Source organism: Chryseobacterium sp. CT-SW4, assembly GCF_048572715.1.
GTDB lineage: Bacteria > Bacteroidota > Bacteroidia > Flavobacteriales > Weeksellaceae > Chryseobacterium.
Genome location: NZ_CP183840.1, coordinates 1,839,520 through 1,863,102, shown reverse-complemented (window position 1 = coordinate 1,863,102; position 23,583 = coordinate 1,839,520). Strand labels below are relative to the sequence as shown.

Annotated in this window: 22 protein-coding genes; 8 read left to right on the top strand and 14 right to left on the bottom strand. The window is 36.3% G+C overall.

All coding sequences use genetic code 11. From position 1 onward, the window contains the following. Window positions 1–6: 6 nt before the first annotated feature. From ABJ974_RS08480 to ABJ974_RS08465, 4 genes are all read right to left on the bottom strand, one after another. Complete coding sequence (locus ABJ974_RS08480; RefSeq protein ID WP_419870958.1) at window positions 7–456, bottom strand: MarR family winged helix-turn-helix transcriptional regulator; 450 nt, start codon at window positions 454–456, stop codon at window positions 7–9. A gap of 166 nt (window positions 457–622) precedes the next feature. Continuing rightward, on the bottom strand, window positions 623–1,546 hold the full coding sequence (locus tag ABJ974_RS08475) for an ABC transporter ATP-binding protein (protein ID WP_419867811.1): 924 nt from the start codon (window positions 1,544–1,546) through the stop codon (window positions 623–625). Window positions 1,547–1,548: 2 nt separating this feature from the next. Beyond that, window positions 1,549–2,520 (bottom strand): FecCD family ABC transporter permease, encoded by a 972-nt coding sequence (locus ABJ974_RS08470; RefSeq protein WP_419867810.1) that lies wholly within the window; start codon window positions 2,518–2,520, stop codon window positions 1,549–1,551. A 24-nt stretch (window positions 2,521–2,544) separates the two neighbouring features. Continuing rightward, entirely contained in the window at window positions 2,545–3,108 is a 564-nt protein-coding gene (locus ABJ974_RS08465; RefSeq protein ID WP_419867809.1) for a TlpA family protein disulfide reductase, read from the bottom strand. Between the two features lie 30 nt (window positions 3,109–3,138). Here ABJ974_RS08465 and ABJ974_RS08460 point away from each other — a divergent pair, with 30 nt between their 5' ends. Further along, window positions 3,139–4,263 (top strand): 2Fe-2S iron-sulfur cluster-binding protein, encoded by a 1,125-nt coding sequence (locus ABJ974_RS08460; protein ID WP_419867808.1) that lies wholly within the window; start codon window positions 3,139–3,141, stop codon window positions 4,261–4,263. A 17-nt stretch (window positions 4,264–4,280) separates the two neighbouring features. Further along, window positions 4,281–4,877, top strand: coding sequence for a SanA/YdcF family protein (locus ABJ974_RS08455; RefSeq protein WP_419867807.1), 597 nt, complete (start codon window positions 4,281–4,283; stop codon window positions 4,875–4,877). On the opposite strand, the gene tamL is transcribed toward ABJ974_RS08455, so the two are convergent. Continuing rightward, complete coding sequence (gene tamL, locus ABJ974_RS08450; RefSeq protein ID WP_419867806.1) at window positions 4,874–7,477, bottom strand: translocation and assembly module lipoprotein TamL; 2,604 nt, start codon at window positions 7,475–7,477, stop codon at window positions 4,874–4,876. The two genes, ABJ974_RS08455 and tamL, sit on opposite strands and share 4 nt — an antisense overlap. Here tamL and ABJ974_RS08445 point away from each other — a divergent pair. Further along, entirely contained in the window at window positions 7,463–8,194 is a 732-nt protein-coding gene (locus tag ABJ974_RS08445; RefSeq protein WP_419867805.1) for a TrmH family RNA methyltransferase, read from the top strand. The two genes, tamL and ABJ974_RS08445, sit on opposite strands and share 15 nt — an antisense overlap. A gap of 26 nt (window positions 8,195–8,220) precedes the next feature. Here the strand turns inward: ABJ974_RS08445 and ABJ974_RS08440 are convergent, their stop codons facing one another. From ABJ974_RS08440 to porQ, 5 genes are all read right to left on the bottom strand, one after another. Further along, entirely contained in the window at window positions 8,221–8,718 is a 498-nt protein-coding gene (locus tag ABJ974_RS08440; protein WP_419867804.1) for a phosphoribosyl-ATP pyrophosphatase, read from the bottom strand. 2 nt (window positions 8,719–8,720) lie between these two features. Then, window positions 8,721–9,029, bottom strand: coding sequence for a phage holin family protein (locus tag ABJ974_RS08435; protein ID WP_419867803.1), 309 nt, complete (start codon window positions 9,027–9,029; stop codon window positions 8,721–8,723). Between the two features lie 76 nt (window positions 9,030–9,105). Then, window positions 9,106–9,456, bottom strand: a complete 351-nt coding sequence (locus tag ABJ974_RS08430; protein ID WP_419867802.1) for a YtxH domain-containing protein — start codon at window positions 9,454–9,456, stop codon at window positions 9,106–9,108. Window positions 9,457–9,551: 95 nt separating this feature from the next. After that, on the bottom strand, window positions 9,552–10,226 hold the full coding sequence (gene cmk / locus ABJ974_RS08425; protein ID WP_419867801.1) for a (d)CMP kinase: 675 nt from the start codon (window positions 10,224–10,226) through the stop codon (window positions 9,552–9,554). A 64-nt stretch (window positions 10,227–10,290) separates the two neighbouring features. Beyond that, window positions 10,291–11,280 carry a type IX secretion system protein PorQ gene (porQ, locus tag ABJ974_RS08420; RefSeq protein ID WP_419867800.1) on the bottom strand — a complete coding sequence of 330 codons (990 nt, stop codon included), beginning with the start codon at window positions 11,278–11,280 and terminating at the stop codon, window positions 10,291–10,293. A 168-nt stretch (window positions 11,281–11,448) separates the two neighbouring features. On the opposite strand from porQ, the gene pyrH reads away from it, so the two are divergent. Together pyrH and frr are read left to right on the top strand one after the other, a co-directional pair. Next, window positions 11,449–12,156: a UMP kinase gene (pyrH, locus tag ABJ974_RS08415; RefSeq protein WP_292011160.1), complete on the top strand. Its 708-nt coding sequence runs from the start codon at window positions 11,449–11,451 to the stop codon at window positions 12,154–12,156. Window positions 12,157–12,217: 61 nt separating this feature from the next. After that, entirely contained in the window at window positions 12,218–12,772 is a 555-nt protein-coding gene (gene frr / locus ABJ974_RS08410) for a ribosome recycling factor (protein ID WP_419867799.1), read from the top strand. Between the two features lie 57 nt (window positions 12,773–12,829). Here the strand turns inward: frr and ABJ974_RS08405 are convergent, their stop codons facing one another. The 4 genes from ABJ974_RS08405 to ABJ974_RS08390 form a co-directional block, all read right to left on the bottom strand. Further along, on the bottom strand, window positions 12,830–13,615 hold the full coding sequence (locus ABJ974_RS08405; protein ID WP_419867798.1) for a hypothetical protein: 786 nt from the start codon (window positions 13,613–13,615) through the stop codon (window positions 12,830–12,832). A gap of 101 nt (window positions 13,616–13,716) precedes the next feature. Next, on the bottom strand, window positions 13,717–15,174 hold the full coding sequence (locus tag ABJ974_RS08400) for an LptF/LptG family permease (protein WP_419867797.1): 1,458 nt from the start codon (window positions 15,172–15,174) through the stop codon (window positions 13,717–13,719). 67 nt (window positions 15,175–15,241) lie between these two features. Then, window positions 15,242–15,889: a LolA family protein gene (locus ABJ974_RS08395; protein WP_419867796.1), complete on the bottom strand. Its 648-nt coding sequence runs from the start codon at window positions 15,887–15,889 to the stop codon at window positions 15,242–15,244. Between the two features lie 64 nt (window positions 15,890–15,953). Then, window positions 15,954–18,482, bottom strand: coding sequence for an FtsK/SpoIIIE family DNA translocase (locus ABJ974_RS08390; protein WP_419867795.1), 2,529 nt, complete (start codon window positions 18,480–18,482; stop codon window positions 15,954–15,956). Window positions 18,483–19,024: 542 nt separating this feature from the next. Between ABJ974_RS08390 and ABJ974_RS08385 the strand changes: the two genes are divergently transcribed. The 3 genes from ABJ974_RS08385 (at window position 19,025) to ABJ974_RS08375 (ending at window position 23,509) form a co-directional block, all read left to right on the top strand. Continuing rightward, entirely contained in the window at window positions 19,025–22,303 is a 3,279-nt protein-coding gene (locus ABJ974_RS08385; RefSeq protein WP_419870935.1) for a cytochrome c biogenesis protein CcsA, read from the top strand. 148 nt (window positions 22,304–22,451) lie between these two features. After that, on the top strand, window positions 22,452–23,318 hold the full coding sequence (locus tag ABJ974_RS08380) for an SPFH domain-containing protein (protein ID WP_419870934.1): 867 nt from the start codon (window positions 22,452–22,454) through the stop codon (window positions 23,316–23,318). A gap of 2 nt (window positions 23,319–23,320) precedes the next feature. Next, window positions 23,321–23,509 (top strand): type II toxin-antitoxin system antitoxin, encoded by a 189-nt coding sequence (locus ABJ974_RS08375; RefSeq protein ID WP_419870933.1) that lies wholly within the window; start codon window positions 23,321–23,323, stop codon window positions 23,507–23,509. The last annotated feature ends 74 nt before the right edge of the window (window positions 23,510–23,583 follow it).

Here is a 23,583-nt window from a genome sequence, read left to right as displayed (position 1 = left end):
TTTAATTTATTTTCGGTTGTTTAAATCGTTGGCAATTTTCATTATTTCATGCATTACGTCTTTGAATACCTCCATCTTTTCGAGAGGAATTCTTTCCATAACTTTCTTATTGAAATTCACAACTACTTCTTTAGAAAGATTTCGTGAATTCAGTCCTTTATCTGTAAGTTTTATAATAACTTCTCTTTTGTCCGTAGTGGTCTTTTCTTTGTAGATATAACCGTTGTCTTCTAAAAGCTTAATGATCCGTGTTAAAGAAGTGGGTTCTATCGCCATTTTAGGCCCCAGATTGGTACTTCTTGTTCCTTCTTTCGGATCAATTTTAAGAAGGGTAAGGGCCTGCACAGCAGTTGAGTCGTGCTCCTGCGCCAGCTCTGAATACATTTTAGAAACAGCGAGCCAGGTCTGTTTTAAAATGAGATCCACATTTTCGATTTTTTCTTTATTGTCCATCATCTTATTTTTTTCAATGGTTTTTACCAAATATAATAAAATATTATGCATGCATAGTATTTATATTGGTTAAATTTTGTTAATTAACTGGAAACAAAGAGTTTAAAAGATATGACAAGCATAATACTATGCATGCATAACATGTGGAATAAATAAAGATATTTGTGTATTAATGAAGGTTTTGAATGAAATTTAATATTTCTTCAAATGATTCGTATTTATACGCTTCATTGGTACCGGATATTAACCAGAATTCATTGTGAAATTCAAAATGCAGGGATGAAAGGTCTTTTTGAAAGTTTTTTTGCAGCAAAGAATACAGCATTTCCTTATGAAGAGAAGGAGCTGTGATCATAGGAGGAATAAATTTCCGGTTGACTTCAAATAAGGATATTTCCGTTAGCTCCCTATGCTGTATCAGAATGTCTTCAACGATTCCGGAATAAAGCCGGCCTTCTTTTATATACCACATCTTATCCGCAAATTCCTTAGCCAGTCTCCAGTCATGTGAAGAGAAGAGAATGAGCTTGTTTTGCTCTTTGGCCAGCCTGCGGAGGGTTTTCAGGATGATGATCTTATTTTCCTCATCGAGGTGGGTAGTAGGCTCATCTAGTATGATTACAGGAGAATTTTGGGCTAAAGCCCTTCCAATAAAAGCTTTTTGGAGATTACCGTCGGAGAGGTTTTTAAGAAGTGTATCTTTGTATTGGAGTAAATTAAGTTCTTTTATAATCCCGGAGACTTCCTGGCGGTCTTCTTTTTTTAATTCAAAGTAGAAAGGATAATAAATATATTTTCCTAATGATATAAGATCTTCTACGGTATAATTCTGAGGAATGACGGATTTGGAAAAAACAACGGCAATATTTTCGGCTGTTTCCTTAACGGAAAAAGAAGTTATGTTTTTTTGATGGATTGATATTTGTCCTTTTAATAAAGGGATCTGGTTCAGAATAGATTTTATTAAGGTAGTTTTACCGACACCGTTATTGCCTATCAGCAGACATACTTCCCCTAAATTCAGACCGGCTTCCGCCTTTGAAATAAGGTTGGTATGATAACCGATATCGGCTTGTTTGATGTGTAGGTGCATTTTTATATTTTATTCTGTTTTAAAAGCATCATTAAAATAACCGGAATTCCAAATACGGAGCTTATTACATTAATAGGAATCTGGGTTTTCTCCGCAACTATCGAAAATAAAACCATCATCAACATTCCCAACAGCATATTTAAAATCCATTGCTGCCATAGCTGGGAAGGGTTATGAATCAGACGGCAAAAATGAGGAACGATAATCCCAATAAATAAGATAGGTCCTAAAAAAGCTGTTATAGTAGCTGAAAGTAGGGAAGATGAAACAATTACCAAAAGTTTGAGATAGTGTAAATTGACCCCCAGGCTTTTGGCATATGAACTTCCCAACGAATTTCCTATAAGAGGTTTGATGGTTCTAAAACATACCATTAATCCAGCTAATACAAAGACAGCCAATACTATGATCTGATTTCGGGTTACCATATTATTGGCTCCGAAAGACCAGAGAATATAGTTTTTAAGGCTTTGATTTTCTGCATAGAACTGAAGTAACGAAACAATGGCTCCTGCAAAGGCGGAAACCAGAAATCCAAAAATAATAAGATAAGATTTATCCTGAAATTTACCGGACACCGACAATAAAACCAGCATTAAGAATAAGCTTCCAAGTATGGCAGCAAGGCTAAGAAAGCTATTCTGCAGGAACTCAGGAAGAACAAGGTCGTGAGAAAAAAATATATAAAATGCAACCGATAGGCTGGCTACGGATGTTATCCCTAAAATATCCGGACCGGCTAAAGGATTTTGAAAATATTCCTGAAGTAAAAATCCAGAAGTGGGAATGGAAACTCCGGCCAGCAACATTACCAGAACCCGGTTAATTCTGATCTCTGCAATCTGATTATTCTCTGAGATTCCCCAAAAGTCCTGAAAGCTTAAATACAAAAATCCTGTGTTCAGATTGATGACGGCACTTAAAACAATTGCTATCAACAAAAGTAAACATAGGATTTTAAATTTCTTTGACATTCTTGTTCAGATAAGATCTGAATTTTATTTTAGAAAAGAATTAATTTTAGAATCCAGAACTTCCTCTGTCATCATACCTACAAATTCATCGGTTTGTTTTCCTTTTTTCATATACGTAAAAGGAATAGAGCCGCCGTCCCATTGTTTGAAATGAGTGGGAAAGAAATCAGGTTGGATCTTTTTTCCGTCAAGTAAAACAATATGGCCGGTCAATTCATTTTCTTCACCAAATTTTTTAACGGACGAATCCCATTCTGATTTGTCATCCAGACTTACAAAGGTGAACTTTACAGGTTTTCCTTTTAGTTCTTTCATTTTATTTTTAAAATGAGGAATCTCTCTCAGGCAGGGACCACACCATGTAGCAAAAAAATTGGTTATATAAAGGGTATCATTATCTTTTCCTAAATACTGATTAATATTTTCAGGGGAAACTTCATTAGCAAATACAGCAGTGTCTTCATTTCCAGCAGTTTCCGAAGTGGAAGTGGAATCTGTAATCGCGGTATCATTATTTTTATTGGCATTTTCTTTCTTACAGCTGGTGAGCGTAATGACGAAAAGCATGGATAAAATTATATTCTTCATAATTATTTTTTATATTTTTGATATGAAGTTATGGAACAACAAATCTATAAAGGTAAACTTATAAAGTTTCACCGGCTAAAAATAGCGAAAAAGGAAGAACTGACCAAAAATACTTTCTGCCTGGAATTTGAGATTCCCGCGGAAATAAAGTCTCATTTTAAATTTAAGGCAGGGCAGTTTGTAAGTATAAAATTCAAAGCAAAAGGGGAAGAAATTATCAATGATTATTCAATGACTTCAGCTCCTTATGAGAATAAAATTGCGCTGGGAATAAAAGTAAACTCTCCGGACGGAGCAACCTCTGAGTTATATAAAAATTATGAAGTAGGTGATGAATTGCTTGTCAGTGAACCTAGCGGGAGATTTACGCTTGTTTCCAAACCCAGTGAATTCAGAACCATTATAGCCTTTGCAGGAGGTATCGGAATTACTCCGGTTTTAAGTCATATAAAAGATCTTCTCCATAATGAGCATAGAACAAGGATCTTTTTGTTCTACGGAAATAAAAGTTCAGAAGATGTTATCTACCGTGAAGCATTAGACAATCTTGCCAGAAAATGTGGTGATAGGTTACAGATATTCTACTTTTATTCTCAGGAAAAAACTTCGGATCAGTTTTTCTACGGACGTCTGGATGAAAAAAAGCTGGCTTTGATTATCAACCAGATTCTGCATCTTGATGATACCGATGAAGAGTCTACCATCTGGGATGCCGTGGATGAAGTTTTGATATGCGGAAAAGGGGATATGATTAAAACCTTGGCCAATGCGTGCTATCATCATGGTATTCCTAAGAAAAACATTCATTTTGAACTGTTCGAGGAATACAATAATGATATTTATCCTATTGAAAAAGAATTTCCCTTGATTGAAAATGTAGAGGTGGAATTTAAAATGTTCGGTAAAGAGTACCAAACCGTTCTTCCCGATAATAAAGATAAAGTTCTTCAGCAGCTGCTTATTCAGAAATTTCCTGTTCCTTATTCCTGCAAATCCGGAATATGCGGAAGTTGTGAATGTTACCTTGAAGAAGGGGAAGTGGAACTGTTGGAAAATGAATATTTAACGGAAAAAGAGGAGCATCAGGGAAAGATCTTAGCATGCATGTCTATTGCAAAGAGTAAAAAAATAAAGCTTAACTTTGATCTTACTTGAGAATTGTTAAAAACATATTGAACTTCTGTTTTATATCAATAGAGATTGGAATCTTATTGATATGTCTCGCCAATGCCTGGGTTTTTGCCCTGACGAACGGAAGAACCTATACTAAAATTTCAAAAATTCCTCCCCGCGAAGTAGCCCTTGTATTGGGAACATCACCCCGCATGAGATCGGGCTTGGCCAATCCGTATTTTACAAAGAGAATGGATGCCACAGCCTTACTCTACCATCATGGGAAAATCAAAAAGATAATAGTAAGCGGTGAAAAGAGTAAAGGCTATAATGAACCCGCCGCAATGAAAAACTATTTGGTTTATCAGGAAGGAGTGCCGGAAGAAATTATCCTCGAAGATCCTAAAGGCTTCAATACATACAAAAGCATCTTAAGGTGCAAAGATGTTTATAAGAAGGATAATGTGATCATCGTATCACAGGGGTTTCATAATCTGAGGGCTTTATTTTTTGCCAGAAATAACGATATGAATGCCCTGGGATTTGATGCACAGGACGTCAACAAACCTGAAAGCTACTACAGAAATCAGTCTCGGGAAGTCTTAGCCCGTGTGATAGCTGTAGTATACTTTGTGTTGGGGATTTCAGCTGATTAGAACGGATATCCGAAAGCAAGGTTCAGCGTAGGCTTAAATGGATTGATATCATTAAATCTCCATCTTTGTCCGGTTGGCTTGTTAGGATCATAAATTTTATAAGCAAAATCCAGTCTTAAGGTGATGTAAGCAATATTCACCCTGATCCCGAAACCACTTCCTATTCCGACCTGTCCCAGGAATTTATTGAATTTAAATTCGTCTCCATATCCATCATTATAATTACGAAGGCTCCATGTATTCCCTATATCAGTAAAGAGAGCTCCTTCATACATATCATTGAAAGGGATTCTGTATTCAATATTGGTAGTTAATTTCAAATCTTCCGTCATATATGTACGGACTCTTTCGTCTACCTGAGAATCCGCAGGTCCCAGTCCTCCAAATGCTACCCAGGCCCTGATATCATTGGAACCTCCATTAAAATAAGATCTTATTACAGGCATAGAGGAGGAGTTGCCATAAGGAAGTCCCACCCCTACGAATTGGCGCAGAACCAAGGTCTGGTTTCCGTTAAATTTGAAATATTTTCTGACATCAATATCAAATTTCACAAACTGAGCATACGGAATACCAAAGATCGTTCTCTGCGGGCTTGAAACAATTCCCCCTCCGTCATCTCGTTTCTGATTGAAAATACTTAAAATATTTCCCGCCAATTCTACTTTTCCATTGAAATAAAAGGCATTAGGGTAATCCTTTTTACCGATTTCATTATACACAAAATTATAGATCATGGAAGAAATGATAACATCCTGTGTTTGCCGGTCCTTATTCACCAATGTTCCTGTAAAAGCGGTTAACCGGTCTAATCCCTGCTGGTTTAAAGAGCTATAATATCCTGAGTCATTAATGATCTGCTGGGAAACTTCATCAATAGTTAACTGGTCTGCATTGAACTGCTGTTCTGCACTAGGGTTATACTGAAAATAATCATCAAATATTTCCCGTCTTACATTATCATCATTGACATAATAATCATAATAAGCAGCTTTGTTCCTCGTTAAACTGAGCTGGGTATTGAATAAAGTAAGCCTGTGAGAAATTTTATCATTAACGGTAGCAAGATAATTAAGCCCCGTATTAAAGTTAATCCTTCCTAATCCGATATTATTTTGAATAGAAGTTCCTAAAACAATAGAGGAAGTAGGGCTGTATCTCTTCGGAATTATTTTATAGTAATCAAACGGGAGCAGAAGCCGTGGGAAATTAAGAGAAGCCTGCGCTGAAATTTCGTAAGCCATAACTCTCTTATTGATATCCTTTGTACTTCTGATGGAACCAAAAGTTCCTGATAGACTCGTAGAAAGGTTTTCCGCCCCCCTGAATACATTTCTTGAGGTAAGGTCCACAGAAGGGGAGATCCCCAGGTTTAATATTTGGGAATAATTAATATCTGTTCCCAATTTCAATTCATATTTGGGTAGGGGCTTTAACAAATATAAAACATCTATAATACTGTCATTAGGTGCTATTTCCCCACCGCGTCTTAAAGAATCTCTTGATTTAAGAATACTGAAGTTATTCATAGATAAAAGGTTCCTTTTTGTAAGATCCAGCTTTTTCTGGTCATATTCCTGACCTGTACTTACCGTAATCGCTCTCCATATTGAAGAAGTTTTGTACTGGTCATTCACTTTATGAAATCTTATCCTTCTTAAGCTATCCTTAACGGTATTTTTAGGAAAATCACCGGCTTCGTCTACAATCGCTACATCAATGTTTCCGATGGTTGCAACTTTGTACGGGGAATCCAAAGAGTCTTTATGGATTTCCAGTGTTAATGGAATCTGCTTTCTGCTTTTGAGAGAATCGGCGATAAAGAATATTTCTTCATTGGAACTGTTGAACCTGTAATAGCCTTTTTCCCTCATCAGGTCTGTAATCCGGCTTACCTCTTTTTCCAAAACCGTCTGGTCAAGGATTTGCCCGGATCGTATAAGACTTTTGTTAAGGTGCTGCTGATACATACTTTTAATTCCCGGATCAGGAATATTATAGTAGTATTCCTTTATATAAGTAGGATCTTTATGAGTTATAAAGTAAGTAACCGCAGCTTTTTTGGCCGCAGAATCAATAGCGTGTTTAAATTTTACCTCGGCATCCCAATATCCCCTGTACACCATTCTTTTTTCAATGGATTCAGCACTCTTTTCAGTTCTGCTCTGATCCAGGATAACGGGTGGAGATCCCCAGTTATGGTATAGCCTGTCTAAAAGCAAACTCTTTCCTACACTGCTTTTCATATTGTATTTAATGAAAAGAGAATCTCTTAATTTTTGATTTCTCATTTCACCAGGGTAGGTCATATATTCATTGAGGATCGTATCATATTTAGGATCAGCCTTATTATAAAACCAAAGGCTTAATGGCATAAACAGCAATTGTTTTTTATTGGGCTTTTGCTGTACATAGCTTTTCAGTTCTTCATCAAATGACTGTTTCTTATCTTCAAATTCAAAATTGTTTTTCGTAAGCAGATATTCGCCATCCGGCACTTTTTTAGTTGTACTACAAGCGTAAAGGAGCCCAATAAATGTTGCAAATGAAATAATTTTATAATATTTTTGAGGAGATTTCTGATAATGCTTACAGCTCATACAATAAAAGTTTTACAATCTTTAGATAAAAAGAAGTTCAGACAAAAATACAACTTGTTTTTGGTTGAAGGTAATAAAATCATTTGTGAACTTTCCAATTCAAACTTTAAAATTAAAGAATTATTCTCTATTGATCCTCAAAAATTGAATTTTCTGAATGCTCCTTCCACTCATATTACTGAAAATGAGTTAAAAAGACTGAGCTTTCTCAAAAACCCGAAAGATTCAGTTGCCGTATGTTTCTTACAGGAGGAAATACAGTTGGAAGATCAGAATATTCAGCTGGTCTTGGACGGAATCCAGGATCCCGGAAATTTGGGTACGATCATTAGGCTGGCCGATTGGTTCGGTATAGAGCAGATTATCTGCAGTGAAGATACGGTGGATTTTTATAATCCAAAGGTAATACAGGCCAGTATGGGATCTTTTACCAGAGTAAATATGGTATATTGTGATCTGGTGGATTATCTTTCCAAGACTCAGAATATAAATATCGGAACAGATATGGAAGGGGAGAGTATTTACACCTTTGAGAAACCTGAAAAAATCAATCTTATTCTGGGAAATGAAGGGAATGGCATGAGGGAAGAAACGGAAAAGCTGCTTCATCAAAAAATAAGCATTCCACGGTTTGGAAAATCTCAATCTACGGAAAGCCTGAATGTTTCTATGGCAGCAGGAATCATATTAGGACAGCTGTATTCGGATAAGAAATAAAAAAACCGCTCAATAGCGGTTTAAATTTATATAAGTTGTTCCAGGCTGGAAACACTTCTGTTTTTCTGATAATCTTCGAGTTTTTTTCTGACGAATTTCAAAGCAATCGGAGCTAAATAGATGATGGCTACTCCTATCATTTTTTTCTTCCAGCTTGAGCTGGTCATATTTTTTTTGACATAGTTTCCTACGAATGCTGTTGCTCCCAGCTTAATCATGCTTTCCACTGCATCTCCTTTGAATGCAGAGTTGGCAATTCCCATTGCAGTACTTTTATTGATGAAAATATCTTTAACTTCCGAAGTAATCTGTTTAGCGATAACATCTTTTCTCAATACCACTTTTTCATCTCCGTCCTCATCTACCTTTTCCTGCAAATACTGATCTGTAAGACCGTTGGTAAAAGCACTCAGGCTTTCTTTTGTATTTTTAAAAGTTAAGAGATCTTCCAAATCATCTATTTCATTTTTTAATAATTTCTTTTTTCTTCTTAACTCTTCCAAATTCTCGTAATTTCTACCCATAATTAGTGGTTTAAAAATTTAATGACATTATCTGCTACGGCATTCACCAGCTTATTTTTAAAGATAATTATAATTATCATAACCACAAAATAAAATGCAGCAACAATCAGAAATCCATACGAGGTATTATCCAGAGCTTTACCTATAAGATAGGCCATTCCAAAATTGAAAAGTACAATGAAAAATGCAAAAGCAACAAGCAATACTATAAGATAAGTAACGATACCTGCTGATAAGGAAGATTTTTCTGTGGCTTCTATTTTTAGTAGATCGATCCTCTTGGATACATATTCTTTAACAGTTTCTATCATTGTTTTTCTTTAAAGTTACAAAAAAAGGAACTTTTGTGCACAAAGTTCCTTCTATAATTTCTAATTATCTGAATTTTTATTTTTTAAGATCATTGAGTTCTGATTCTACGTTCTTTACTACGTCCGTAGTTTTAGAAACGATCTGATCTTTATATTTATCATAGCCTTCTTTCATAGTATTAGCTACGTTATTAGCTGTTTCCTTAAAGGTAGAAGAGATGTTGCCATACTGATCTTTTACTTTTTCAGAAACTTCACCATACTTATTTTTAGCCTGATCTTTGAGATCATTTGCCTTGCTCTTGATTTTTTTTCTGGTTTCTTTACCTTCTTCAGGAGCATAAAGCATTCCCAATACTACACCTGCTGCTGCACCTGCTAGAAGTCCTGCTAATATACCTGCTGTATTTTTTCCTTTTTTAGACATTTTCGGCTTTTTTAATAGTTAATAAAATATTAGTTTTTACATGTAAAATATTACAATTAACATACCAAATAGGGAGTTTGACATATTAAAAAATGTTAAATCTTTAAGATGTAAGAGAGCATTTTCTCTATCGTTTCTCTTTTGGTAAGGTGAGTGTTGTCTATGACAATGGCATCCTCTGCCTGTTTAAGGGGGGCAATTTCCCTTTCACTATCAGTTTTATCCCTTTCTATAAGGTTTTCTTTGACCTGATTTTCGTCCGCTTCAATTCCTAAATCCAATAATTCCTTATATCTTCTTTTGGTACGTTCCTCAATACTGGCGGTCAGAAAAAATTTAAAATCGGCATTGGGTAAAACAACAGTTCCGATATCTCTTCCATCCATAATAACGCCTCCTTTGTCCGCTATCGAACGCTGGGACTGTAATAAATAAGCTCTTACTTCTTTCTGTTTGGCGATAAGGCTTACATTATCGGAAACCTCGTGCGTCCTTATTTCTTTGGAAATATTTTTATTGTTGAGATACAGAACCAGTTCTCCTTCATTATTGACAAATTCCAGATGAATCTCATTCAGTTGGGAAATGAGCTTATCTATATTGATACTACCGTCTTCATTAGAACAATTCTCAAGTGCATACCAGGTAATCCCTCTGTAAAGAGCCCCTGTATCAAGGTGTATAATCCCTAATTTATCAGCAATAACTTTAGAAATTGAACTTTTCCCGGTAGAGGAATATCCGTCAATTGCTATTACAGGTTTTTTCATAATACAAATTTCCAGATTTTTTTTTATAAATCAAGATATTCCACGGGTATTTGCTGAAAAAAGTTTAATACTGATGTCCGCTAAGATCTACGGAAATCCCTATTTGATTGACATTGGAGGAATTATGATATCGTACATGGGCATAGTCTAAACGGAATTTTGAAATTTTTATCCCGAATCCTGCGGAAAGACCGGAAAAGTTTCTCTGATCTGCGACTGCCAGTTCATTTCCTCTTTTCACATTATATCCCAGTCTTATATTGAAGCCTTTTTCAGGAAACAATTCTGCTCCGAGAGAAAAGTGATCTGCAATTTTTCTTCCAACATTTACTTTATCTCCATTGACGTTATATTCAGAAGAAATATCAAATTTCTGTAAATCATGAGCCGTAATCGTAATAGCCAAAGGAATAGCCTTTAATATTTTGGTATATCCCAGATCAATACGGAAGGGAAGATTTTCTCTTACCCCATTGAATGAGCTGAGCTGGTATCCGAAGTTCCGTAAAACCAGGGAAGCGACTTCTTTATTTTTTTTATTGTGATAGGTAATTCCGGCTGTTCCCGAGATGGCGGAAGAGGTATAATTATCAATTTTTGAAGTAATAAAGTTTAATCCTCCTCCAATAGTCCAGTCTTCTTCAAACTGATAGGCATATCCTGCTCCGATGGCTACATCGGAAGCGGTAAATTCGCCATTTTCCAAGCCACTTTCATCTGTTCTCGGAATACTTCCGTAGCTCATATAGCGGGCATTGGCGGTAACCATATGTCCGTTATCCAGATCTTTAGCAAAGGCAATGGTTCCGAATTTTGAATCAGCGAGATAAGCAGCTCCGTTCACTGAAAGCTGTTTGTCCGAATCAGGATTTAATAACGCCGGATTGGCTATAGCAAAGGAAACATCATAATCTCTTAAGGTAATTGCATCTCCTCCCAAAGCAGCTTGTCTTGCGGAAACAGGAATATTCAAAAATGTATAAACATTGGTTCCTGTTTGTGCATAAGACACAATTCCGGCCAGAAATAATGAAAAAATGATAACTTTCTTCAATTCAATTTATAATTAATGCAAAAATAATTCTTTTTAGTACTTATCAAAATATTTCCTACATTATTTGTACTTAAATATTTTTTCTTTTTTCAAAATTTTTAATGATTATATTTGCACAGGCAATTTTTGGGAAAATTATACCTAATAAAAATTTATTAAAAATTAAAGATGAAATATAAAAGAATCCTTCTGAAACTTAGTGGTGAAGCCTTAATGGGAAACAGACAGTATGGTATTGACAATGAAAGGCTGCAAGAGTATGCAACGGAAATTAAAAAGGTTGTAGAACAGGGTTGTGAAGTTGCTATTGTAATTGGAGGAGGAAACATTTTCCGTGGAGTAGCAGGAGCTGCGAAAGGAATGGACCGAGTACAAGGGGATTATATGGGAATGCTGGCTACGGTAATTAATGGTATGGCATTACAGGGAGCTTTGGAAGATGCAGGTATTAAGACCCGGTTACAGTCTGCCATAGAAATGGACAAAGTGGCTGAACCATTCATTAAAAGAAGAGCGGTAAGACACCTTGAAAAAGGAAGAGTAGTAATTTTCGGTGCCGGAACAGGGAATCCTTATTTTACGACAGATACAGCAGCTACCTTGAGAGCTATCGAAATCGGGGCTGATGTTATTTTAAAAGGAACCCGAGTAGACGGAATTTATGACAGCGATCCGGAAAAAAATGTGAACGCCGTAAAATACAATTCCTTATCTTTTGATGAAGTTTTTGAAAAAAACCTTAAAGTAATGGATATGACCGCCTTCACTTTAAGCCACGAAAATAAATTGCCGATTATTGTATTTGATATGAATAAAGAAGGTAATTTAGAAAAAATTATAAAAGGAGAAAATATTGGTACTTTAGTTGATTTGTAAAATATAATTCAACTATGATCTTTAATAATTAATGTGTAACCTATCAAATTTTAAATATATAATGGAAGAATTAGATCTTATATTAGAATCTGTAAAACAGGATATGGATGCTGCTATCAAGCACCTGGAACATGCTTTTCAAAAAATCAGGGCAGGACGTGCTTCTACCAACATGGTTCAGGATGTAATGGTAGAGTATTACGGTTCTCCAACTCCTATCTCTCAGGTAGCTAATATCTCCGTACCGGATGCCATGACAATTTCTATTCAGCCTTGGGATAAAACAGCCATTAATGCTATTGAAAAAGCTATCATCAACTCTAATTTAGGATTTGCACCTTCCAATAACGGTGATAATATTATCTTAAATGTACCTCCATTGACAGAGGAAAGAAGAAGGGATCTGGCTAAGCAGGCAAAAGTGGAAACGGAACAATCCAAAATAACGGTAAGAAATGCAAGACAGGACGGTTTAAAAGAATTAAAAAAACTGGATGGTGTTTCTGAAGATGTTATAAAAGGAGTGGAAGAAGATATCCAGGCACTTACTGATAAATATGTTAAAGCTTGTGACGATCACCTTAAAACAAAAGAAGCTGAAATCATGAAAGTATAAACTTTCAGATTTTTGAATATAAAAAAAGCAGGTTCATGGAGAATCTGCTTTTTTGTATTATCTGCAATTTTCATTGTAGTCATTAATTACTTCCTTGATCATGGATTGCTTATCCGTCAATGCATTATCAACTTCTTCCCGGATCAGTTTTCCAACTCCGCTTCTTTTCTTTGTGTCATTTTTTATAGAGCCGTATTCTCCTTTGGTGATTTTTTCTTTTACAACAGGACAGTCCGCAGTAATGGTTTTTACTTTTGCAGCGCTGAGCTCCTCAATCTTTCCTCCTTTCTTGGAATATATATAATTCGGATTTTCTCTTATCCTTCTTGCTTCAGACTGAGTGGTTGCTTCTGAAACACCTATGGATGCAGCAGTAGGATAGCCATAGAGTTTATATACTTTTATTTTCCCATCGGTTACCAGTTCTGCAAACTGGGAGTTTTTTGTAAGATTGGTGAGAGCTTTGAAACCTGCATTCAGTCCCAGGGTATTCTCAGGATTATTCATCGCTTCTCTGGTATTCGTATATTTTACAGACTGAAATACCCTAGGAGTCTCATTTTCATAAATCATGTACTCTTTGATATCTCCGGCAGAATAGCTTTTATATTTGATCTTACTTTTTGATTTATCAATATCATCTTTAGCTGCAAACTTCACCTTGGATTGGTTTTGCCACGGACTCATGGAGCTTCCGTTTAACTGGACAATACCTTCGATCTTCTTTCCGGATTTGTCTATAATATAGCCGTATTTTTGGCCATTATATGTATCGGAACTTTCCTGTGCATAGGTATGGAAGGAAATAAATCCGAACAGTCCGATAAATAATATTTTTTTCATTTTATTTTTTTACAAATATATTTTTTTAAATCAAATTAATTAGAAATCAAAAAAAGATCTGAAATTATTTTTCAGATCTTTATGATTAATAGTAATTCGTTTTACTGATATCTTTTATGCTCCTTATTTTTAGAAAACCTTTGAATAATAGGTTTAAAGAAAGCTTTATATTTTTCGGCATCAAATAGCTGTGAGTCGGTAAGTGCTTTGTATGTCATCCACATTCCCAATGGGAAAAATATGATATTCGGGACCCATGCCGCCAAATACGGATTCATATTTCCCGACCATGCAATATTTTCAATTCCCACATTAATAATATAGAAAATAATGAAAATAACAATCGCGATGATAACCGGTAATCCCATACCTCCTTTTCTGATAATGGATCCAAGGCTGGAACCAATTAAAAAGAAAATAATACAGGTAACCGAATAGGAAATAATCCGCTGCTGGTAAATAACCACCTTACTGAAATATTTTACATTGGGGGATATGTCTTTATTTTTCCCATCCAATGAGGATTTAAGATTATCCAGCCTGTTATAGGCATTATAAATAATTTCCAGTTTTTTATCCGTTTTTACACTGTCCAGCTTTAGCTGGGATTTAGGAGCAGCTTTAGGTTTATTGATCTTATCCATATAGCTCACTACTGAATTGGTCTGGCTTATGATATCATTCGTAACATTGGTGTAAAACTTCTGATTTTCCTCCTTGGTATGAATAATTGTTTTATTAAGCTCATTATAAGTCTGGAAACGGTAATCATCGGTTATCTGCTCATCTTCAATGGCTTTGTTGATAATTTCACTAATGTCAAAATGGGAAACCAGTGTATCAAACTTAATAGCCTGGTCAGGTTGTTTTAACCGTACATTTTCACCCTTACCGGCATGACTGTCTTCAAAAACATATCCGTTATAAAGAACCAGTTTCAGGAAGTTTTTATTAGCTGCCGGAACAAACTTTCCTTTTTCAGCTACTATCGATTGCTGATTTTCATAAGGGCTGGCTTTTCTATGTACAAAAACACCTTCAATATTTTCACCGTTTTCTCCATATATTTTATCAAACTTTACCATATATCCGGGGATCTGATCAATAAACTGTCCTGGAGTAAAGTTCAAAGCAGGTTTGGTCTGAGCAATATTAAAAAGCATATTTTTAGCTTTCCTCTGAAAATCAGGAATGATATTATTGGAAAACAGGTAGAGTAGTATGGATAAGACTACGGTAACACCCAATAAAGGTTTCATTACCCTGGTAAGGGAAATTCCTGCCGCTTTCATGGCAGCAAGCTCATAGCGTTCCCCAAATTCCCCAAAAGACATGATACTGGCTAAAAGAATCGTTAAAGGTAAAACCATACTGACGACACTCACCCCCAGATAAAAGAGAAGCTTAAGGATCTGCCAATAGCTGAGTCCCTTTCCCATAAACTGTCCCAGCTGTACCCAGATAATATTCACTATGAATATGAAAAACAGCACACTGAATATGAAAAAAAACGGCCCGAAAAAGGTTTTAATAATGTACCGGTCTAATATTTTTAACATTCGCCAAAATTAAACAAAAAGCCACAAAATTACTTTGTGACTTTCAACTTTTATTACTTTTTAAGAATTACAGTTCCGTGATGATGTAATTCTTGTATTTATTCTTATCAAAAACAAACATATTAGGATCCAGGTCCTGATTTTCTTTGTATTCTTTAATGGCAATTACTGCAATATCTTTATTGCTTCCGTGCTGTTCCAGTTTTACCATTTGATTTTTGGAGGAGTCTACGAAAAGATATACATATTTAAGTCCGTTCGCTTTTACGGGAGTCAGTTTTATGAAGTCCGTATTGACACCGTTTACTACTTTTTTACCATTATAGGTTACATTATAATCTTTTCTGTAGGTAGAAAGGTAATTGATAGGGGAGAACATGGTACTGCTGCCGTTAGGCTTTGCAATGGTTACTTCCATATCTTCCGTATTGATATTGTAGATTTTGTTTCCGTCAAAGATTTGCTCGGTGTCCATAATCTTCAGCTTGTATTTATCACCTGCTGAATAATAAATTCCCGGGTCAGTTTTGGTTACCACACCATTGGTACCAATTCCGAAAGAAAATTTAAAATATGAGTTTTTCTTTGCGTTGTAATTGGCGGTAACATCATCCAGGATCTTTTTGGCTTTTGCGTCTATTTTCTGAGCGTCCGCAAAACTTACAGCTCCTACTACAAAACTTCCTACTATGACTTTTGAAATAATATTCTTCATTTTTCTACTATTATAATCTTTAGACAACTAAAGCCTGTGAAGGTTAAAATGTCCCGATTCGCTTTTATTTACGCAGATCTTCCAAAAACTGTTCCAAAGAATGAAGGTCACTGATTAATACTTCTCTTGCTTTTGCCCCGTTAAAACCTCCTACGATTCCGCTGGCTTCAAGCTGATCCATAATTCTGCCTGCCCTGTTATATCCTAATTTCAGCTGTCTCTGAAGCATAGAAGTAGAGCCTTGCTGGGTAGATACAATGATTCTTGCAGCTTCTTCAAATAATGCGTCTTTTTCGTTAGGATCGAAAGTGCCTGCTGAACCGGTTGATTCCTCAGATACATATTCAGGAAGTAAGAATGCCGAAGAATATCCTTTTTGTTCCCCGATATATTCTGCTATTCTTTCCACTTCCGGAGTATCTACAAAAGCGCACTGAAGCCTTAAAATTTCATTACCGTTAAAATACAGCATATCCCCTTTACCGATAAGCTGATCTGCCCCTGGAGAATCCAGGATGGTTCGGGAGTCTACACTGGATATTACCCTGAAAGCAGCTCTCGCAGGGAAGTTAGCCTTAATCATACCCGTAATAACATTCACGGAAGGTCTCTGTGTAGCTACGATAAGGTGTATTCCCACCGCTCTGGCCAGCTGGGCCAACCTGGCAATAGGTAATTCCACTTCTTTTCCTGCGGTCATGATCAAATCTGCAAACTCATCCACCACCAGGACAATATAAGGAAGAAAACGGTGTCCGTTTTCAGGATTAAGCTTTCTCTCGCTGAACTTCTTATTGTATTCTTTTAAGTTTTTGCAGAATGCATTTTTAAGAAGATCATACCTGGTATCCATCTCAATACATAATGAGTTCAATGTATTGATTACTTTATTGGTATCTGTAATAATCGCTTCTTCGGCATCCGGCAGTTTTGCTAAATAATGTCTTTCAATTTTTGAGTATAAAGAAAGTTCCACTTTTTTAGGGTCTACCATTACGAACTTGAGTTCACTCGGATGCTTTTTATAGAGTAGGGAAGTAAGGATAGCATTGATCCCGACCGATTTACCCTGTCCTGTAGCACCTGCCATCAGAAGATGGGGCATTTTTGCCAGGTCTGCCATGAATATTTCGTTGGATATTGTCTTTCCGAAAACAACAGGAAGATCCATTTCCGAATTCTGGAATTTTTGAGAAGCGATCACAGAACGCATGGAAACCATGGTCGGATTTTTTCTTGGCACTTCAATACCGATGGTTCCTTTTCCTGGCATCGGAGCGATAATCCTGATTCCTAAAGCAGACAAGTTAAGGGCTATATCATCCTGAAGCTTCTTAATAGCGGCTACGCGGATTCCTGCTTCCGGTACAATTTCATATAAAGTAACGGTAGGGCCGATGGTTGCTTTTATTTCGGAAATCCCGACATTAAAGTTTTTAAGAAGTCCTACAATTTTATTTTTATTTTCTTCCAGTTCTTCCTTATTAATAGATATCTCTTCACTTCCGTAATCTTTCAGCAGGTCTACTGTCGGCATCTGGAAATTAGCCAAATCTAATTTATGATCATAAAGGCCGTGTTTATCTACCAGCTCCTGGGATTTCCTATCGGATTCGTCCATCACATCTACTACGGGAGCTACTTCCACATTGAATTTAATGTTCTCTTCTTTTGAATCGGATAGGGAAGGTTTTACATCAAACGCATCTTCCGGTTTTGTGAGAGGAAGATCAGAGGTTGATGATTTTAGATTAAGATTAACAGAAGGGGTAGAATTATTCTCTTCCTCAAATGATGTTTTATTAGGAGTTACTATGGTTTCAAGATTGGTAGAAACCGGAACTTCCGGAAATCCTTTTGGTAAATTTACAGGTTCTTCTTTTTTTGGAGTATCGGAAAGATCGGTTACCGAAATATTAGGAAGGCTTTCTGATGAAACCTCTTCTGCAAGCTCTTCGTCTGCTTTAAATTCTTCATCCGAACTTGGCATCATGGATTTTACTTTCCCGATGGTGCTTTCATTGATCTTATTGAATTTCTCTTTAATAGAGCTTGGTCTCAAATTAAACTCAAGGATAAAGTATAAGGCAATACTCGCTACCAATACGACCCACAGTCCGACACTTCCGATCATAGAATTTAAGGTATCCATGATCTGATATCCGTACACACCTCCCAGTACACCTTGTCCCTTTGTGATGGCTCCAAAAAAGATAGGAAGCCAGCAGATAAAGAATAATGAATGGCCGATGGTTTTCCAGGGTTTAAAAATTTTCTTCTTTAAAATAAGCGTTCCCACTACCAAAAGCAGAAAAGCAATAATAAAAGAAGCGACTCCTATGCTTTCAAAAATAAAAATATTTCCGAGCCAGTCTCCCACTTTCCCGAAAACATTGGAAGATTTAATCGATTTATCCATCATGGTCCCTGCCTGGCTTTGATCCGCTTTCCAGTTCATTAAATAAGAAATAAATGAAAAGGCAAGAACAAATGCTAAAAGTATGCAGGTAAGCCCCAAAAATATACGTGGCTTTGATAAAATTTTGCCCTTCTCAGGCGATCCCGTTTGCTGTTTTTGTGTCTTTTTGTCCATAATCTCAATGAGGGCAAATTTAATGTTTTTTCAACATTAAAAGAATCTTTTTTGCTTAAAAGAAGTTCGCATTCCGGTTTATTTACAAAAAAAATATACCATAATATCTAAACAATTAAGGCTCAAAAAATTGAGAATTCCGGTTTTTTTTTAGGTCATTTTTAAAAGTATTCTCAATCATTTAAATCTTATTTAAATTTTATCATATAAAAATACAGCGGGACAAATAGTAAATTTTTAGCATTATTAAAGGGCATTATTGCGAACTATAACGGGGATCCCTACTGTTAATATGAAACATTAAATCCCTATATCCATTATTACTTCCGCATCATAATAAATAAATCTTTGAAATTCAACAGATAATAGTTTATTATATCCTGTATTTTATAGAGTAGATTATTTAAATATTTCTTAAAACATTCATTCTTATTAAGAGTAATTCAAAATAAGATATATACGATTCAAAATGATAAAAAACAGTTTTTTTTATGCTCCTTTTGGTTTATCCTCCTTATTTTTGCATGTCAAGTAAAAAAATCATGAAGAAGATCCAAGATATTCTTATCTCAACCAGAACCATGGCTGTTCTATTGCTCGTGTTTGCATTTGCCATGGCCTATGCCACCTTTCTGGAAAACGATTATGGAACTCCCACCGCCAAAGCTCTCATCTACGAAGCCAAGTGGTTCGAATTAATCATGTTCCTTTTAATCCTGAATTTTATAGGTAATATTGGAAGATACCGGCTTTGGAAAAAGGAAAAATGGCCCGTTTTGGTTTTCCACCTTGCTTTTATCCTTATTTTTATAGGGGGTGCGATTACCCGATACATCAGTTATGAAGGGACGATGCATATCAGGGAAGGGCAGACATCCAATGAGATTATTACGGATAAGAACTTCTTCAAGATTCAGGTGGAGGAGAACGGGGATGTCCTCAATTATCAGGATATACCTTATTTAATGTCTCCTTTGCACAAAGATTTTAATGCTACCTATGATTTTCGCGGTAAGAAAATCGTAGTAACCGCAAAAGAATATTTACAAAGAAAAAAAGACAGTTTGATTGCAGATGCCAATGGAAGTGAATACCTACATTTGGTTTCTACAGGGCAGACCGGAAGACAGAATATTTATATTAAACCCGGAGAAACCAAATCCATCAACGGTACATTAGTTACTTTCAACCGACCGATTGAAGGTGCTGTTGACTTTAAAGTGGAAAACGGAAAGATTTTCATTAAAACTCCGGTAGAGGCCAGCTATATGACAATGGCTACGCAGGCTACGGGTAATACGGTTAAAGATGAATTTCAGCCGTTGGCTTTAAGAAGCCTGTACACGATCAATGAACTTAAACTGGTAGTTCCTGAAGGTGTTAAAAAAGGTAAATTGTTGGCTTTTGAAGGAGATAAGAAGAAAGATCAGATGGTTCCGGATATGCTGAAAGTAGAAGTGCAAGGACCAAAGACCAAACAATTGGTGGAGCTTTCCGTAGAAAAAGGAAACCCTAATACCTTCAAGCAGATTTCAATTGACGGAATGAATGTGATGCTGGGATTCGGTCCTAAAGTTTACAATACTCCTTTTGCCCTGAAACTAGATGATTTCGTAATGGAAACCTATCCCGGAAGCTCATCACCAAGTGCTTATGAAAGTCACGTTCAAATCATCGACGGGGGTACCCAGACTCCTTATAAAATCTATATGAACCACGTTCTTAACCATAAAGGCTACCGTTTTTTCCAGGCCAGCTTTGATCCTGACAGAATGGGAACCGTTCTTTCAGTAAACCACGATTATTGGGGAACTTTAATTACTTATATAGGATATACATTTTTATTTTTAGGTATGTTTCTGATCTTCTTCTGGAAAGGATCCCATTTCTGGAAATTAAACAAAATGCTTAAAGATGTAAACAAGAGAAAAGCGGCAGTCGTACTTCTTCTATTTTTAAGTTTCGGATTAAACGCACAAAAAATAGAAACTCATGGTACTACGGACGGAAGCAGGGAACATATCCATGTGGAAGGAGACGGGCATACACATGCTCCCGCTCCTGAAATGCAGCAGGCACCGGAGTCTCCACAATCTGCTCCACAACAAAATTCATTGGCACAGCCACTTTCTAAAATGAAAATGATGTCTGCCGATGAAATTATTGCCCGAAATAAAATCAATAAAGAACATGCAGATAAATTCGGATATCTTTTGGTACAGAACTATGAAGGAAGAATTGTTCCTATCAATACGGAAGCTCTTGATATTCTAAGAAAACTGTATAAAAAAGATGAATTTAAAGGAAGTGACGGTAAGTATCTTACTGCTAACCAATGGTTCTTATCCATCAATACCGATACTCCGAGCTGGACAATGGTTCCGATCATTAAAGTAGGAACAAAAGGCGGAGATGAACTGAAGAATAAAACCAAGGCCGATGATGACGGGTATACTTCTTTAATGAACTTATTCCCGGCTGATGCCAACGGTAACCTTACTTATATCCTTGAACACGATTATAATACGGCTTTCCGTAAAAAACCTGCTGAGCAGACCAATTATGATAAAGAAGTCATTGCGGTTAATGAAAGAGTACAGATTTTTAATGAATTTTTCAGCGGACAGTTTATGAGAATTGTTCCCGTGAAAAATGACCCGAACCATACATGGCACTCCTGGCTGGACCAGAACTTTGAACCGGACATGGAATCCCAGTTGGTAATGGGACCTTACTTTGCTGAAGTGCTGGCGGCTCAACAATCCGGAGACTGGACGAAAGCTGATGTACAATTGCAGAAGCTTTCCGAATATCAGCAGAAGTGGGGGAAAAGTGTAGTTCCTGCCCAATCCAAAGTAGACCTTGAAGTATTCATGAATAAAGTGAATATTAACTTTAAGCTCCTGATATTCTATACCCTTGTTGGCGGACTTCTGCTTATCTTAGGTTTTGTTGAATTATTCAAGCCTAAAAAAGTTTTAAATACCATTATTAAAAGTATCATCCTTATCGGACTTATCGGTTATCTGTTCCATTTCTTAGGACTGATTGCAAGATGGTATATTTCAGGACATGCACCTTGGAGTAATGGTTATGAAGCGATTATTTTCATTTCATGGGTAGGAATTACGGCGGGGCTGGTCCTTTACAGAAATTCCAATGCATTAATTCCGGCAGCAGGATTTATGGTAGCTGTTATTATGATGGGATTTGCGCATGGAGGTTCAGCACTGGATCCTCAGATTACCCCTTTGGTTCCGGTATTAAAATCTTATTGGTTAATCATACACGTGGCGATTATAACGTCCAGTTACGGTTTCTTTGCCCTGTCGATGATTATTGCAGTGATCTGTCTAGTATTTTATATTATTTCCAACAAACAGAATCATAAAATTCATCATGATACAACCTTAAAAGAATTAACGATAGTATCTGAGATGTCCCTTACGATAGGGCTCTACGCCCTTACTGTCGGTAACTTCCTGGGAGGGATCTGGGCGAATGAATCATGGGGAAGATACTGGAGCTGGGACCCGAAAGAAACCTGGGCTTTCATTTCCATCATAGTATATGCTTTCGTTGTTCACATGAGACTCGTTCCGGGATTAAGAAGCAGATGGGCGTTTCATGTAGCTACCATGTTTGCATTCTGTTCTATGGTTATGACTTATTTTGGAGTTAACTATTATCTAAGCGGGCTGCATTCCTATGCGGCAGGAGATCCTGTTCCGGTACCGGCTTGGGTTTATATAGGACTGGCTACTATGCTTGTTTTATCATTAGCTTCTTATTTCAAATTTAAGTTACTTACTAAGAAATAATCTTTTAAAACTTACAAAAAATCCCTGAAGTAATTCGGGGATTTTTTATTGCTGTTCCCGAATATAAGAGGATATAACAACATTAAGATTTAAAAAATTATCACTATATTTATGATATCAAAATAATATCATTTTAAAATTATAATTTATGGAAAAAATCTTAAAACCCATGTCAGGTTACCTTGCTTTGATCATTTGCTTAGTATTGTTCATCGCATCGGTTTATCTTTTTATATCAGGAATCGATACCAATGTTACCTTTCTTATTATTTCAACCCTGTGTTTCCTAATCGCGTGCTTCTTTCTTAAAGGGCTGATGATTATACAGCCTAACCATTCCAGGGTATTGAATTTCTTCGGAAAATATGTGGGAACGGTAAAAGATAACGGATTATTTTTCATCAATCCTCTGTATTCTTCCCAGAAGATCAGTCTGCGTTCCGAAAACTTGCAGGGACAGACTTTAAAAGTAAATGACAAAATGGGAAATCCTATTGAAATTGCTGCCGTTATTGTATGGAAAGTAGGAGATACCTATAAAGCCGCTTACGAAGTGGAAAGATATATGGATTATGTAAAAATGCAGAGTGAGGCAGCAGTACGTCATCTTGCTGTAAGTTTTCCGTATGATAACCTTGAAGATGAGCATGCAGATATCACATTAAGAGATGGAGGAGATCAGGTTAATAAAATCCTGGAACAGGAACTTATGGAAAGACTCGCACCGGCCGGAATTGTAATTCAGGAAGCCAGAATTACACATCTGGCGTATGCATCAGAAATTGCAGGGGCTATGTTACAGAGACAGCAGGCCACTGCTATTGTCGCAGCCAGAACGAAAATTGTAGAAGGAGCGGTAGGAATGGTAGACCTTGCTTTAAAAAAGCTTTCACAGGAAAATATTGTAGAACTGGATGATGAAAGAAAAGCAGCTATGGTAAGTAACCTCATGGTGGTGCTATGTGGAGAAAAAGCAGCTACTCCCATCTTAAATGCAGGAACTTTATATAATTAAAAATGAAATCTGAACCAACTCAAAATCCTTCCTCAGGTAAAGGAAAAAAATCTTTTGTGATAAGGATAGATGAGTCTACTTATAAGCTTCTGGAAAAATGGGCCAATGATGATTTCAGAAGTGTAAATGGACAGATTGAGTATATCCTTCATCAAAGCCTGATTAAAGCGGGAAGAAAGAAAAAGGAGTAACTAACAGCCTCAATTAACCTTAAAAAGAAAGCGGAGAACTTATTCTCCGCTTTTTTATTTCATACAACTTTGAA

Coding starts and splice junctions, on each gene's coding strand:
- ABJ974_RS08430 (WP_419867802.1), bottom strand. CDS start 9,456: ATGTCTAAAAAAGGAAAAAATACAGCAGGTATATTAGCAGGACTTCTA.
- ABJ974_RS08375 (WP_419870933.1), top strand. CDS start 23,321: ATGAAATCTGAACCAACTCAAAATCCTTCCTCAGGTAAAGGAAAAAAA.
- ABJ974_RS08405 (WP_419867798.1), bottom strand. CDS start 13,615: ATGAAAAAAATATTATTTATCGGACTGTTCGGATTTATTTCCTTCCAT.
- ABJ974_RS08400 (WP_419867797.1), bottom strand. CDS start 15,174: ATGTTAAAAATATTAGACCGGTACATTATTAAAACCTTTTTCGGGCCG.
- ABJ974_RS08440 (WP_419867804.1), bottom strand. CDS start 8,718: ATGGGTAGAAATTACGAGAATTTGGAAGAGTTAAGAAGAAAAAAGAAA.
- tamL (WP_419867806.1), bottom strand. CDS start 7,477: ATGAGCTGTAAGCATTATCAGAAATCTCCTCAAAAATATTATAAAATT.
- ABJ974_RS08470 (WP_419867810.1), bottom strand. CDS start 2,520: ATGTCAAAGAAATTTAAAATCCTATGTTTACTTTTGTTGATAGCAATT.
- ABJ974_RS08395 (WP_419867796.1), bottom strand. CDS start 15,889: ATGAAGAATATTATTTCAAAAGTCATAGTAGGAAGTTTTGTAGTAGGA.
- ABJ974_RS08465 (WP_419867809.1), bottom strand. CDS start 3,108: ATGAAGAATATAATTTTATCCATGCTTTTCGTCATTACGCTCACCAGC.
- cmk (WP_419867801.1), bottom strand. CDS start 10,226: ATGAAAAAACCTGTAATAGCAATTGACGGATATTCCTCTACCGGGAAA.
- ABJ974_RS08445 (WP_419867805.1), top strand. CDS start 7,463: ATGCTTACAGCTCATACAATAAAAGTTTTACAATCTTTAGATAAAAAG.
- ABJ974_RS08435 (WP_419867803.1), bottom strand. CDS start 9,029: ATGATAGAAACTGTTAAAGAATATGTATCCAAGAGGATCGATCTACTA.
- ABJ974_RS08380 (WP_419870934.1), top strand. CDS start 22,452: ATGGAAAAAATCTTAAAACCCATGTCAGGTTACCTTGCTTTGATCATT.
- frr (WP_419867799.1), top strand. CDS start 12,218: ATGGAAGAATTAGATCTTATATTAGAATCTGTAAAACAGGATATGGAT.
- ABJ974_RS08390 (WP_419867795.1), bottom strand. CDS start 18,482: ATGGACAAAAAGACACAAAAACAGCAAACGGGATCGCCTGAGAAGGGC.
- ABJ974_RS08385 (WP_419870935.1), top strand. CDS start 19,025: ATGAAGAAGATCCAAGATATTCTTATCTCAACCAGAACCATGGCTGTT.
- ABJ974_RS08480 (WP_419870958.1), bottom strand. CDS start 456: ATGATGGACAATAAAGAAAAAATCGAAAATGTGGATCTCATTTTAAAA.
- ABJ974_RS08475 (WP_419867811.1), bottom strand. CDS start 1,546: ATGCACCTACACATCAAACAAGCCGATATCGGTTATCATACCAACCTT.
- ABJ974_RS08460 (WP_419867808.1), top strand. CDS start 3,139: ATGGAACAACAAATCTATAAAGGTAAACTTATAAAGTTTCACCGGCTA.
- pyrH (WP_292011160.1), top strand. CDS start 11,449: ATGAAATATAAAAGAATCCTTCTGAAACTTAGTGGTGAAGCCTTAATG.